This is a genomic window from Streptomyces sp. NPDC059679, assembly GCF_042734105.1.
GTDB lineage: Bacteria > Actinomycetota > Actinomycetes > Streptomycetales > Streptomycetaceae > Streptomyces.
In genome coordinates this window covers 193,733-207,203 of the sequence record NZ_JBHWES010000001.1, presented here as the reverse complement: position 1 = coordinate 207,203, position 13,471 = coordinate 193,733, and the positions used below count along the sequence as shown (strand labels likewise).

Genomic DNA, 13,471 nt, shown 5'->3' with positions numbered 1-13,471 from the left:
GGCGAAGAATTCCACAAGGGCCGGCGCGGCACGCTCGGCACCCGTGAAGTATGGCGAGTCCTGCCAGGATGCCACGACGTGATCCGCTCCTCCGATTCCCCGGCGGTGTCCCGCCCTACGCCTGGTCGGAGCGGAGGGCGGCTGCCCGGAGCAGGGCGTCCCGGCAGGCGAGCACGGCGGGGTGCTGGCTGCGGCCACGGCGTACGACGGTGAACACGCGGCGAGTGCGCCGGCCGCGGGGGAGTCGTCGCAGGGTGACGGTCGGAGGTTGGCCGCTCCAGACGAGGTCGGGGAGGAAGGCCGCGGCGTGTTTCTGCTCGACGAGGCGGAGGTGGAGCAGCAGGTCGGTGGTCTCGAACCGTACGTCGGGTTCGAAGCCGGCGTTGCGGCACAGGGTCATGGCCCAATGCCGCGCGGCTGTGCCCTCGGGTTCCATCACCCAGGGGTGGTCCGCCAGTGAACGCAGCGCCGCCAGCGGGGTGTCAGTGCCCCGGCCGCCGGTGTCCGGGCCATCGGTGTTCTCGGCCGGCTCCGGCAGTGCGAGGTGCAGGGGGTCCTCGAGCAGGTCTTCCTGTTCGAGTTCGGCGGGCCGCGGGTTGGGGTTGCCGGGGTATTCCTCGGCGAGGACCAGGTCGAAGTCACGGGCTTGCAGGGCGGGCAGGGCCTTCTCCGGTTCCATGTGCGTGACATGGACGCGCAGGTGCGGGTGCAGATCGCGCAGAAGGCTCAGCGCGGTCGGGACCAGGGCCAGGGCGGCCGTCTGGAACGAGGCGATGCGCAGGGTGCCGGTCAGCTCGGTGAGGGAGGTGGCGATATCGGCCTCCGCACGCTCCAGGCGTTCGAGGACCGCTTCGGTGTGGGCGACCAGGATCTCGGCCTGCTCGGTCAGCCGCACCCGCCGACCGACCGGCTCCAGCAGCGGGACGCCGACTTCGGCTTCCAGCTGGGAGAGCTGCTGAGAGACGGAAGAGGGCGCGTAGGACAGGGCTGTGGCGACGGCCGCCAGGGTGCCGCGGTGCTTGAGTTCGCGCAGCAGGCGCAGTCGGTGCAGATCGAACATCGCCGGCCCACATCTTCTTTAATGGTCGGTTTTTCCGATGAGTATACGTTGAAAACATTCGCTGGACCGATCCTAGGGGGATATCGGACCCTGATCGTGTGCTTGAGAACCTTTCCTCCTCCCGTGCGCTGCCGTGGTTCGTACGGCCCAGCGCCCGTACCTGGCGGTGTGATCCCGCGCCCGCCGAGGTGCGGGGCTTCCATGCCGCGCTGCCCGACTACGCGCCCACCCCGCTGACCGAACTCCCGCAGCTGGCCTCCGAGTCGGGGGTCGGCCGGGTCTTCGTCAAGGACGAGTCATGCCGTCTGGGGCTGCCCGCCTTCAAGGCGTTGGGCGCGTCCTGGGCGGTCCACCGCACCCTGGCCGAGCGGGCCGCGAGCGGTCGAGCATCGGGTCCGGTCACCCTGGTGACCGCCACCGACGGCAACCACGGCCGCGCGGTGGCCCGTACGGCACGTCTGCTCGGGCAGTACGCCCACGTCTTCGTTCCGCAGGGTGTGCATCCGCAGGCCGTGGCGGCCATCGCCGCCGAGCGGGCCGAGGTCACCAAGGTCGAGGGGGCGTACGACGAGGCCGTACGCCTGGCGGCCCGGGCCGCCGCCGCACCGGACGCGGTCCTGGTCCAGGACACCGCCTGGCCGGGCTATGAGCAGATCCCGGGATGGATCGTCGAGGGCTACTCCACCCTCTGCGCCGAGATCGACGAGCAGTTGGCGGCACAGGGCATCGCCGACGGACCCGACCTCGTCTCCATCCCGGTGGGCGTGGGCTCGCTGGCCCAGGCCGTGATCACCCACTACCGCAGCCGTCCCTCGGGGCGGGCTCCGGCGCTGCTGTCGGTGGAGCCGGAGGCCGCGCCCTGCGTCCTCGAAAGCCTCATCCGCGGCGCACCCGTCGGCGTCACCACCGGCGAGACCACCATGGCCGGACTGAACTGCGGCACCCCGTCCAGCATCGCCTGGCCTCATCTCAACGGCGGGCTGGACGCCGCTGTCGCCATCCCTGACGCCGACAGTGCCCACGCCGCCGCCCGCCTCGCCGCCCTCGGCGTTTCCTCGGGCCCCTGCGGGGCGGCGACGCTCGCCGGTCTGCGCGCGGTGCTCACCGGCGCGGGCGGCGGAGAACGCCGTACGGCGCTGGGGATGGCCGCGACTTCGGTCGTCGTACTGCTGAGCACCGAGGGCGCGGCCGCCAACCCGCACTCCACCACCGATCACTGAGCGCCCGGGGCCGGCTACCTGGTGTTCCTGGGCTTCGGGCTCGTGGTCGCGACCCCGGCCCACTGATCCGCCCTCACCATCGCCCACCTCACCACCGCTTCCGCCAACCACCTGGAGACAAGCCATGACAAGCCGGAAGATCACGATCAACGGTGATCGCCTGTGGGAGTCCCTCATGGACCTCGCCGAGATCGGCGCGTACGACGACGAGCGCACCGGCCTGCGCGGCGTCAACCGTCTCGCCCTGACCGACGCCGACGCGGCCGGCCGCCGCCGGGTCGTGGCCTGGATGGAAGAGGCCGGACTGGCCGTCCGTATCGACCGGATGGGCAACATGTACGGCCGCCGCGAGGGCACTGACCCGACCGGGGCCCCGGTCCTGACCGGCTCGCATATCGACAGCGTCGCCACCGCCGGAGCCTTCGACGGCTGCCTCGGCGTCCTGGGCGGCATCGAGGTCGTCCGCACCCTCAACGAACGCGGCATCACCACCCGCCGCCCGATCGAGGTCGGCGTCTTCACGGAGGAGGAGGGCGTCCGCTTCGGCACCGACATGCTCGGCAGCGCCGTCGCCGCCGGCCGCCTCACCCTGGAGTACGCCCACACCCTGACCGACCGCGACGGCCAGACCCTCGGCGGCGAACTCATCCGCACCGGCTTCGCCGGCCCCACCGACGTACGCCTCGCCCCGCCCCACGCCTACGTCGAATGCCACATCGAACAGGGCCCCGTCCTCGCCGAGCACGACGTCCCGGTCGGTGTCGTCACCGGCGTGCAGGGCATCTCCTGGCAGGAGATCACCATCCACGGCCGCGCCGCCCACGCCGGCACCACCCCCACCCATCTGCGCGCCGACGCCGGCCTCGCCGCCGCGCAGATCATCGTCCAGCTGCGGTCCCTGGTCGACTCCGGCGAGTACGGCGAACTGCGCGCCACCGTCGGCCATCTGATCGTCCACCCGGACCTGACCAACATCGTCCCGGCCCGTGCCGAGATGACCGTCGATCTGCGCAACCCCGACGACGCTCGGATGGCCCGCGCCGAGGAAGCCCTGGCCGCGTTCCTGCGCGACCTGGAGAACAGCCAGTCGGGCCTGTCGCTGACCACCCGGCGGATGGCCAAGACCGCCTACGTGCCCTTTGACGACGGTGTGCAGAAGGTCATCGCCCAAGCCGCCGACGACCACGGCCTGGAGCACATCTCCCTGCTCTCCGGCGCCGGCCACGACGCCCAGGAGATCGCCGCGCTCTGCCCCACCGCCATGATCTTCGTACGCGGTGAGTACGACGGCATCAGCCACAACCCCCGCGAGTACTCCACGCCCGAGGCATGCGCCCACGGAGTCGACGTGCTGGCCACCACCCTCCTGCGCCTGGCCGACCAGGACTGATCGCCCACGGCGGCCCACACCGCACAGAGCCCACAGCCGGTCAAAACACCGCCACCCCCCACGTACCACCCGCCCCTGATCCCCCGGGGCGGCATCGACACGTCGGAAGGCCCTCATGCTCCCCGAGACCCCCTCAACTCCACCGGCTACAGCGGCTCCCGACACCCTGGACCCGGAGCCCGGCCGTCTGCTGGCCAGGCTGATCTCCATCGACTCCGTCAACCCGGACCTCGTCCCCGGCGGGGCCGGCGAGACCGTCATCGCCGATTTCTGCAGCCAATGGCTGGCCGCCCGCGGCTTCGAGGTCCACAGCCTCGAAAAGCGCCCCGGCCGGCCCTCACTCGTCGCGATCGCCCGCGGCACCGGCGGCGGCCGTTCGCTCATGCTGGGTGGCCACCTCGACACCGTCAGCCTCGCCGACTACGACGGCGATCCGCTCGATCCGCGGATCCACGACGGCAAGATGCACGGCCGCGGCGCCTTCGACATGAAGGGCGGCATCGCCGCCATGATGGCCGCCGCCGCGCGCGCCACCGCCCAGGGTCCGCTGCGCGGCGACGTGATCGTCGCCTGCGTCGCCGACGAGGAGCACGGCAGCCACGGCACCGCGGAGGTGCTGGAGTCCTTCACCGCCGACGCGGCGATCGTCACCGAGCCGAGCCATCTCCAACTGACCCTCGCCCACAAGGGCTTCGCCTGGTACGACGTGGAGATCGAAGGCCGTGCCGCCCACGGTTCGCGCCCCGAGCTCGGCATCGACGCCATCGCCAAGGCCGGCCACTTCCTGGTCGCGCTGGAGGAACTGGGACGGCGCCTCGCACAGGGCCCGGCACACCCCCTCCTGGGCGCCGGCACCGTCCACGCCTCCGTCATCCACGGTGGCCAGGAACCCTCCACCTACCCGGCGCACTGCCGCATCACCCTGGAGCGCCGCACGGTCCCCGGTGAGAGCGCCGACACCGTCGAGCGGGAACTGACCGACGTCCTCGACCACCTCGCCGCCACCGTCCCCGACTTCCGCTACCGGCTGACCCCCGGTCTGCACCGCGAACCCTTCCAAGCCGACCCCGACGCGCCCATCGTCCGCACCCTCACCCGCCACGCCGAACAGGCCCTCGGCCATCCGCCCGTGGTGCGCGCCGAGCCGTTCTGGACCGACTGCGCCCTGCTGGACCGCGCGGGCATCCCCTGCCTGCTCTTCGGCGTCGACGGCGCGGGCGCCCACGCGGCCACCGAGTACGTCGACCTCGCCTCGCTGGACCGCCTCACCGACATCCTCACCCACACCATCGCCGACTTCTGTTCCTGAGCCCCAGCTTCCGAGCGGTGACGGAGAGGACGAGGAGGACCAGCCCGGCCGCCGGGGCCAGCGCGAAGGCGGCGGACGCGCCCAGGCTGTCGGCAGTGCTGCCGGCGAGGGACGCCGCAAGCGCCGAACCCGCCGCGCCGGCCGAGTTGTTCCAGGTGAACGCCTCCGTGAGGACCGTCGGGTGGACGGACTTCTCGGTGAGGACGTTCAGCAGGACGAGCGTCGGCGGCACCGCCGCCTCCGTGACCACCACGGCTGCGCCGAGCCAGATCGCGGATGGTGCGAGGGGAAGCAGCAGCCCTGTGCCTGCCAGGTACCCGGTGGCGACGATGAGTTGGAGATGTGCCGGGGCGCGGTGCCGACGCAGTCCGTAGAGCCAGCCGGAGAGCAGTCCGCTGAGGCTGGCGGCTGCGGTGATCGGCGCGGCTGCCTCGGGCATGCCGTGTCCGATAGCGAAGGCGCTCACCGAGACGCCCATGGTGCCGAAGTAGAGCCCGATGGCCAGGTTGAGCAGGGCGAGGAGGAGGAAGTCCGGCCGCAGCAGCGTCCGTTCGGTGTTCTTGATGCTCTCGGTGCTTTTGGTGCTCTCGGTGCTTTCGGTGGTCTGCCCGCGGGCGGGCCGGGGTGCGGTGCGGCGCTGGGCGGCCAGGGCGCCTCCTCCGCCCAGGATCAGGGCCGCGGCGATGGCGGTGGCCAGGGCCGTGTCGTCGGCCGCACCGAGCGCGGTGACCACGACGGGCCCGAGGAGGAAGGCGGTGGCGTTGGCCAACGATTCCAGGGAGAAGGCGGTGGGCAGTTCGCCGGTCCGCTCCTCGCGCAGCAGATGGACCCAGCGGGCTGCGGAGAGAGCTCCGAGCTGGGGGACTGCCGCGCCGGCGCAGACGGCGGCGGCGATGAGTCCGGTCGAGGAGGTGGCGGCCAGGACGCCGACGATGGCGGTGCCGTGGGCGAGCAGCGAGAACGGCAGAACGCGGGTCTGGCCGAACCGGTCGACCAGACGCGCCAGACAGGGGCCGATCAGCGCCTCGGCCAGGGCGAACCCGGCGGTGGCCAGGCCGGCGGTGCCGTACGAGCCGGTGCGGGCGTGTACCAGCCAGACCAGACCGAGGCCGGTCATGGCGATGCCGACGCGGCCCACGGCGGCGGCAAGGAAGAAAGCGGCGGCACCGGGGGTACGCAGCAGCGGACGGTAGCCGGACGCGTCGGACGACATGAGGAGTCCTTCGTCGCCGCCGGGCGGGGCGGGCCATCTCAGGTCGCCGGCGCCTGGCACCCCGCCGGGGTGCGAAGAAAACAGTGCGAAGAAGAACACTGCGAAGAAAAATTGGTGCGACCCGTGGCCCGCCAAGGACGTCCATGACTGCGGAAGGACGGGACACGCGCCCTCGCCGCCACCCCGAACACCAGGCGGAGGAGAAATACCGGGCCCGGGCCAAGGCGGGACCGAGCGACTGGGATGACGGTAACAGGACTTGAGGGTTCACCGGACCCTGGTCCGGTGAACCCTCACCGTACGCCCTGGTATGGCCGTTTACGTCGGCGAGCCCGGCCGAGGTGACGGCGCCGCAGGGCAGGGCGCTGTCAGTCGAGGATCGCGGTGGCTTCGATCTCGACGAGATGGTCGGGTACGTCCAGTGCCGCAACGCCCAACAGCGTGGCCGGCGGGGTCGGGGTGACGCCCAGCTTCGCGGCCGCCCGAGAGATCCCCTCCAGGAGCGCGGGCATCTTGTCGGGCGTCCAGTCGACGACGTAGACGGTCAGTTTCGCCACATCGTCGAAGGAGCCGCCGACCCCGGCGAGGGCGGTGCCGATATTGAGGTAGCACTGCTCGACCTGCGCGGTGAGGTCGCCCTCGCCGACCGTGTTCCCCTCGGCGTCCCAGGCGACCTGCCCGGCGATGAAGACCTGCTTCGACCCGGATGCGATCGACACCTGCCGGTAGACATCGATCTTGGGCAGTCCGTCGGGGTTCACCAGGGTGATGGCCATGCTGCCAGTCTCCTTGCTTGCTCTCTTGTGGTTACTCAGGAACTGTAGGAGAGTGGCCGCTGACGTGGAAGAACGCACTTTTCGGTGACTGAGGAACCTTATGGTGACCAAGCAGTTCAAGGGCAGTTCGCTCGACGAAGCGGACCTGAGGCGCGCGGATTCCCTGGCGCGGGAGATCTTCTCGGACGTCGCCAACAAATGGGCGTTCCTGATCATCGAGATGCTCGGTGAGCGCACCCTGCGCTTCAGCGAGCTGCGGAACGAGGTCGAGGGCATCAGCCACAAGATGCTCACCCAGAACCTGCGCATGCTGGAGCACAACGGCCTGGTCGAGCGGACGGTGTACCCCACCGTCCCGCCGCGGGTCGAGTACACCCTCACCGAACCGGGCCGAGCCCTGCGGGCGACGGTCGATGCGATGTGTGCCTGGACTCACCAGTACCTCGGCCACATTGAGACCGCCCGCCACCGCTTTGACGGCTGACGGGCGGTCACGACGCATCCCGGGGCGCCTTCGAGGCGCGCTCGGGGGCGGCTCTAGCTGAGCTCGACGAGCAGGTCACCGCCCTCGACCTGCTGGACCCGGCTGATCGCGAGCCGGGACACCTTCCCCGCCTTGGGGGCGGTGATGGTGGCCTCCATCTTCATCGCCTCGATGGTGGCCACGGTGGCACCGGCCTCGACCGTGTCCCCTTCGGCCACCGTGAGCGTGACGACGCCGGCGAAGGGGGCCGCGACATGGCCAGGGTTGGCCTTGTCGGCTTTCTGAGTCGCCGGGATGTCGGACGCCACGGAGGTGTCCCGCACCTGGATCGGCCGCAGCTGGCCGTTGAGCGAGGACATCACGGTGCGCATACCGCGTTCGTCGGCCTCGCCGATCGCTTCGAGCTCGATGAGCAGCCGGACACCGGGCTCGAGGTCCACGGCGTACTCCTTGCCCGGGCGCAGCCCGTAGAAGAAGTCCTTGCTGGCCAGCAGGCTGGTGTCGCCGTAGTTCTGGCGGTGGGTGGCGAAGTCCCTGGTCGGCCCGGGGAACAGCAGCCGGTTCAGCGTCGCGCGCCGGTCCTTCTCCAGCAGTTCACGGTCCTCGGCGGACAGCCCGGGGGTCGGCTTGGGGTCCGGGCGGCCCTGCAGCGCCTTGGTACGGAACGGCTCCGGCCAGCCGCCGGGCGGGGTGCCGAGATCGCCGCGGAGAAAGCCGATGACCGAGTCGGGGATGTCGTACTTGTTCGGCTCGGCCTCGAAGTCCTCCGGCGCCACGCCGGCCCCGACCAGGTGCAGTGCGAGGTCGCCGACCACCTTCGACGAGGGGGTGACCTTCACCAGGTGGCCGAGCATCCGGTCGGCGGCGGCGTACACCGCCTCGACCTCCTCGAAGCGGTCGCCGAGGCCGAGCGCGATGGCCTGGGTGCGCAGATTGGACAGCTGTCCGCCGGGGATCTCGTGGCGGTAGACGCGCCCGGTCGGCGAGGCCAGACCGGCCTCGAACGGGGCGTAGACGGCGCGTACGGTCTCCCAGTACGGCTCCAGGTCGCCGACGGCCTGGAGGTCAAGACCGGTGGGCCGGTCGGAGTGGTCGGTGGCGGCCACGATCGCCGACAGCGACGGCTGGCTGGTGGTGCCCGCCATGGAGGCCACCGCCCCGTCCACCGCGTCCGCACCGGCCTGGACCGCCGCGAGATAGGTGGCGAGCTGGCCGCCGGCGGTGTCGTGGGTGTGCAGGTGCACCGGCAGGTCGAACTCCCGGCGCAGCGCGGACACCAGCTTGGCCGCGGCCGGGGCGCGCAGCAGCCCGGCCATGTCCTTGACGGCCAGGATGTGCGCGCCGGCGGCCACGATCTGCTCGGCCAGCCTCAGGTAGTAGTCGAGGGTGTACAGCTTCTCCGACGGGTCGGAGAGATCGGCGGTATAGCACAGCGCGACCTCGGCGATCGCGGTGCCGGTGTTCCGTACGGCGTCGATGGCGGGGCGCATCTGCCCGACGTCGTTGAGGGCGTCGAAGATCCGGAAGATGTCGATACCGGTGTTCGTGGCCTCTTCGACGAAGGCGTCCGTCACCTCGGTCGGGTACGGGGTGTAGCCGACGGTGTTGCGGCCGCGCAGCAGCATCTGCAGGCAGATGTTCGGCACCGCCTCGCGCAGCTGGGCCAGGCGCTCCCAGGGGTCCTCGGCGAGGAAGCGGAGTGCGACGTCGTAGGTGGCGCCGCCCCAGCACTCCAACGACAGCAGCTGCGGCAGCGTCCGTGCCACCACCGGGGCCACCGCGAGCAGGTCCTTCGTCCGTACGCGGGTGGCCAGCAGCGACTGATGGGCGTCACGGAAGGTGGTGTCGGTCACCCCGATGGTCGGCGAGTCGCGCAGCCACCGCGCGAAGCCCTCCGGACCGAGTTCGGTGAGCCTCTGCCGGGAGCCGGCAGGCGGCTCGGTGGCGGGGGTCAGCGGCAGCTTGGTGGTCGGGTCGAGCAGCGCCGGCCGCTCGCCGTGGGGCCTGTTCACCGTGACGTCGGCGAGGTAGGTGAGCAGCTTCGTACCGCGGTCGGCGGAGTGCCGTGCGGTCAGCAGGTGCGGCCGCTGCTCGATGAACGACGTGGTGACCCGCCCGGCCCTGAAGTCCGGATCGTCCAGCACGGCCTGGAGGAACGGGATGTTCGTGGCCACCCCGCGGATGCGGAACTCGGCCACGGCACGCCGGGCGCGGCCGACCGCGGTGTCGAAGTCCCGGCCCCGGCAGGTCAGCTTGACCAGCATCGAGTCGAAGTGCGCGCTGATCTCCGTACCGGCGTGGGCGGTGCCGCCGTCCAGGCGGATGCCCGAGCCGCCCGGCGAGCGGTACGCGCTGATCATGCCGACGTCCGGGCGGAAACCGTTGGCCGGGTCCTCGGTGGTGATCCGGCACTGCAACGCGGCACCGCGCAGCGTGACGGTCTCCTGCGAGAGACCGAGATCGGCCAGCGTCTGACCGGAGGCGATCCTCAGCTGTGACTGCACCAGGTCGACATCGGTGACCTCCTCGGTCACCGTGTGCTCGACCTGGATCCGCGGGTTCATCTCGATGAACACGTGGTTCCCGGCACGGTCGAGCAGGAACTCCACCGTGCCCGCGTTGCGGTAGCCGATCTGCCGGGCGAACTTCACCGCGTCGTCGCAGATCCGCGCCCGGAGCTCCGGGTCGAGATTGGGCGCGGGCGCCAGCTCGATCACCTTCTGGTGCCGGCGCTGCACCGAACAGTCACGCTCGAAGAGGTGCATGACGTTGCCCTGCGCGTCGGCGAGGATCTGCACCTCGATGTGGCGGGGCTCGACGACGGCCTTCTCCAGGAAGACGGTCGGGTCGCCGAACGCGGAGGCGGCCTCGCGGGATGCCGCCTCGATGGACTCGCGCAGCGTCCTCCGGTCCTCGACCCGCCGCATACCGCGTCCGCCACCGCCGGCCACGGCCTTGACGAAGACCGGGAAGCCGAGCTCCTCCGCGGCCCGGACCAGTTCGTCCACATCGGTGGAGGGCTGTGAGGAGCCGAGCACCGGGACTCCGGCCGCACGGGCCGCGGCCACCGCCCGCGCCTTGTTCCCGGTCAGCTCCAGGATCCGCGCGTCAGGGCCGACAAACGTGATGCCCGCCTCCTCGCACGCACGCGCGAGGTCGGGGTTCTCGGACAGGAATCCGTACCCGGGGTAGACCGCGTCCGCGCCCGCCGCTCGCGCCGCGCGGACGATCTCCTCCACGGACAGATAGGCCCGTACCGGATGCCCCGGTTCACCGATCTCGTACGCCTCATCGGCTTTCAGCCGGTGCAACGAGTTGCGGTCTTCGTACGGGAACACGGCGACGGTCTTCGCGCCCAGCTCATAGCCGGCTCGGAACGCCCGAATCGCGATTTCACCACGGTTGGCAACGAGGATCTTCCGGAACATCGCTGTCCCCCCTTGTTCGGTCGGGCCGTCGATCGGCTCTTCATCGCACCCTGGAAGCGATGTGAACGTTAGTGGCACCAGGTGCCAATGAAAAGGGACGCGGCGCGCTCGATTGCAGGGAATATGCGTTACAGAGGCTATGAAATCGGGTGAAATTGGGGCGCGCCGACGGGCCTAAAGCGACCGTCATTCGCCCCGCATATGGCACCCGGTGCCGCCGGAGGTGTTCCCGTGGGCGCTCGCCGCTAGCTCTGGGAAGCGCGAGTGTCCTGCGGTTCCGAAGGGGAGAGCAGGTAGGAATGGAGCTGATCGAGCAGTTCGGCGATGCCCTCTTGGTCGGCCCGGTAGCGGACCAGCTTGCCGGTACGCGTTGACTGGAGCAGACCTCCGCGTCGGAGGACGGCAAGGTGCTCGGAGGTGGTCGACGGGCCGAGTCCGGCACGCTCGGCCACCTCGCCGACGGTCAGCTCCTCCCCGTCCGCGAAGTGCGAATAGAGCTTCTGACGCGTCGTGCTGGCCAGTGCCTTGAGAAAGACCTGAAGGTCGTCGTCCGGTATGGCGGCCTCGGGGCGCACCGCCTGTGCCGTACCGGAGTCCGCTCGCGGAGACAGCCGGTCGTCCGCCACCTGGGGGAGTTCGTCCAGGGCTCGGTATCGGCGGGGAGCGCGGAGAGCGCGGTGCAGGTCGAACTCGGCCGGCGGGATGTCCAGGGCCGTGCAGACCTCGCGGACGACGGCCCGTTCGCTGTCGTCGAAGTAGCCGTCGGCGCAGCCGATGACGATGCCGATCTGGATGACGGCTCGTGCCTCCGCGGGCTTCCTCCGCGCCTTGCCGATCTCCTTCATGGCGCTCACCTTGCCGAGGGGGAAGTCCTCGGTGAGCTTGTCGAGGTGTTCCTCGAAGCGGTGATGCAGATCGTCCGGCGGGAAGTGCTGGAGCACGTCGTTGGTGGTGATGAGCTGGGCGACGCGTTGTCGCTCGGACGGGTCGATCGTGCCGTCCGCCGCCGCCACCAGGGCGCACATCGCCATGCTCGCGTCCCGGAACGCCCCGCTCTGCAACTCGTTCTTCTTCGCCGTGAGCTGGGCCTGCATCGTCTGGGCCGAGTCCTTGATGCGGTCCCACAGCGCCATCCGTATCTCCTTGCCAGTACTTCCGCCATATGAGGAAGAAACAGAATCTACAGGTATGTAGAGAGCTACCGGAAAGGAAGCCGTAGCGGAGGGTGAGTCGATCGTAGCCGGATGTCCGGGGCCGGCGTCGGTGCGGCCCGGTGCGGACCTTCAGAGGTGGGGGAGGGGGCGTAGCGGGGGCGCGCGTACGCCCCCTCCGGTTCCTGGCTGCTCCTCGGGTCACACGGTCATGTCGACGTTGCCGTCGGCGCCGCCGATGACGGTGTGGCCCTCGGTCGGCTCAGTCGTCCTCTTCCTCGTCCTCGAAGGCGTCGCCGATCTCGTCCACGACCTCGGCGGCCACGATGCCGCCGACGACACCAACCGCGACCCCGGCCGCGACGCCCGCAACCACCGCGCCGGTGCCCGGCCCTGAGCGGCGATGCCCGTCGTGCCCGTGGCCGTCGTGGCCGTCGTGTCCGTATCCGCCGTATCCGTCGTGGTGGGCGTAACCCTGCCCGTAGGGCGCGCCGTGCCGGCCGTGCGATGCGTGGCTGTCGACCAGCTGCCGGACCCAGGCGTCGACCTCCGCGTTCCAGTCGCGGTGTTCGACTCCGTCGTGGCTGACGGTGAAGCGGTTGAGGGCGTCGTGGCCGCCGGAGAAGAGCCCGCCGCGCTTGTCGGCCTCCAGGACCACCTCCATGCCGCCGGGGTGGGCGAGGAAGGTGACCTCGATCTCGTTGACCGCGTGCGCGTACTGCGGGGCGGGGGCGAGCTCGATCTCCTGGTAGAACGGCAGTGTCTGGCCGGTGCCGCCGATGTGGCCCAGCTCCAGATCGGCCGACTTGAAGCCGAAGCCGAGCTGCCCGAACGCCTCCAGGACGGCTTCCTGTGCGGGCAGTGGGCCCACGGTCAGCTGGTCCAGGTCGCCCTTGTCCTTGGCGCCCTTCACCTCGAGCTCGGTGCGCACCCCCATGACGACGCCCAGCGGCTGCCCGTACAGCTCGGTGACGGGGGTCTCCCACGGGATGTGGACGGAGAACGGCACGCTGCGGTGCTCTCCCTCGGCGAGCCGGAACCCGCCGCCGACCGTGAAGCGGTCGAAGGTGACGACGCCCTCGTGCTCCCCGTCCTCGTGCTCGGCCTCGACCCGGGCCACCAGTTCCAGGGTGATCTGCTCGATCTCGAAGTCCGAGGATCCGCCCTTGAGATGGACCTGCCCGCTCAGCGGACCACCGGGACGCACCGGCCCGCCTTCCAGGACCGTGTCCACGGTGGGGCCGCCGACACCGAGCGAGCCGAGCAGTCGCTTGAACACCATCGCGGCGTTCACTCCTTCGTACATGTTGTGTTCTGATCTACACGCATGTAGAAGCATAGAGGCGATCCACCTCGATGAGGCGGCATCCCGGCGACTGCTCATGGAAAGTCCGAAAAGTTGCGCCAGACGGGCCACTTGGCGCCGATCGCGCTGGTCCG

10 protein-coding genes and 1 pseudogene are annotated in these 13,471 nt (G+C 70.5%); 4 read left to right on the top strand and 7 right to left on the bottom strand.

Features of this window, described 5'->3' with window-relative positions:
- Positions 1-115: 115 nt before the first annotated feature.
- Entirely contained in the window at positions 116-1,060 is a 945-nt protein-coding gene (locus ACFV2X_RS00970) for a LysR family transcriptional regulator (RefSeq protein ID WP_385609734.1), read from the bottom strand.
- Between the two features lie 98 nt (positions 1,061-1,158).
- On the opposite strand from ACFV2X_RS00970, the gene ACFV2X_RS00965 reads away from it, so the two are divergent.
- From ACFV2X_RS00965 to ACFV2X_RS00955, 3 genes are all read left to right on the top strand, one after another.
- Positions 1,159-2,280, top strand: a complete 1,122-nt coding sequence (locus tag ACFV2X_RS00965) for a diaminopropionate ammonia-lyase (protein ID WP_385609733.1) — start codon at positions 1,159-1,161, stop codon at positions 2,278-2,280.
- Between the two features lie 124 nt (positions 2,281-2,404).
- Positions 2,405-3,670 carry a M20 family metallo-hydrolase gene (locus tag ACFV2X_RS00960; protein ID WP_385609732.1) on the top strand — a complete coding sequence of 422 codons (1,266 nt, stop codon included), beginning with the start codon at positions 2,405-2,407 and terminating at the stop codon, positions 3,668-3,670.
- 115 nt (positions 3,671-3,785) lie between these two features.
- On the top strand, positions 3,786-4,979 hold the full coding sequence (locus ACFV2X_RS00955) for an ArgE/DapE family deacylase (RefSeq protein ID WP_385609730.1): 1,194 nt from the start codon (positions 3,786-3,788) through the stop codon (positions 4,977-4,979).
- Here ACFV2X_RS00955 and ACFV2X_RS00950 read toward each other — a convergent pair.
- Positions 4,948-6,192, bottom strand: coding sequence for an MFS transporter (locus tag ACFV2X_RS00950; protein ID WP_385609729.1), 1,245 nt, complete (start codon positions 6,190-6,192; stop codon positions 4,948-4,950). The genes ACFV2X_RS00955 and ACFV2X_RS00950 overlap by 32 nt on opposite strands.
- Positions 6,193-6,560: 368 nt before the next feature.
- The gene (locus ACFV2X_RS00945; RefSeq protein ID WP_385609728.1) at positions 6,561-6,968 is read right to left on the bottom strand and encodes a RidA family protein; all 408 of its coding nucleotides are present in this window, start codon (positions 6,966-6,968) and stop codon (positions 6,561-6,563) included.
- Between the two features lie 100 nt (positions 6,969-7,068).
- Here ACFV2X_RS00945 and ACFV2X_RS00940 point away from each other — a divergent pair, with 100 nt between their 5' ends.
- The gene (locus ACFV2X_RS00940) at positions 7,069-7,452 is read left to right on the top strand and encodes a winged helix-turn-helix transcriptional regulator (RefSeq protein ID WP_385609727.1); all 384 of its coding nucleotides are present in this window, start codon (positions 7,069-7,071) and stop codon (positions 7,450-7,452) included.
- Between the two features lie 53 nt (positions 7,453-7,505).
- On the opposite strand, the gene ACFV2X_RS00935 is transcribed toward ACFV2X_RS00940, so the two are convergent.
- From ACFV2X_RS00935 to ACFV2X_RS00920, 4 genes and pseudogenes are all read right to left on the bottom strand, one after another.
- Positions 7,506-10,880: a pyruvate carboxylase gene (locus tag ACFV2X_RS00935; protein ID WP_385609725.1), complete on the bottom strand. Its 3,375-nt coding sequence runs from the start codon at positions 10,878-10,880 to the stop codon at positions 7,506-7,508.
- Positions 10,881-11,125: 245 nt separating this feature from the next.
- A complete protein-coding gene (locus tag ACFV2X_RS00930) occupies positions 11,126-11,455 on the bottom strand; it encodes an ArsR/SmtB family transcription factor (protein WP_385610351.1) in 330 nt (109 codons plus the stop codon).
- A gap of 105 nt (positions 11,456-11,560) precedes the next feature.
- Positions 11,561-12,013, bottom strand: a pseudogene (locus ACFV2X_RS00925) (tellurite resistance TerB family protein); the annotation flags it as partial.
- A 280-nt stretch (positions 12,014-12,293) separates the two neighbouring features.
- On the bottom strand, positions 12,294-13,313 hold the full coding sequence (locus ACFV2X_RS00920; protein WP_385609724.1) for a sporulation protein: 1,020 nt from the start codon (positions 13,311-13,313) through the stop codon (positions 12,294-12,296).
- Between the last annotated feature and the right edge of the window lie 158 nt (positions 13,314-13,471).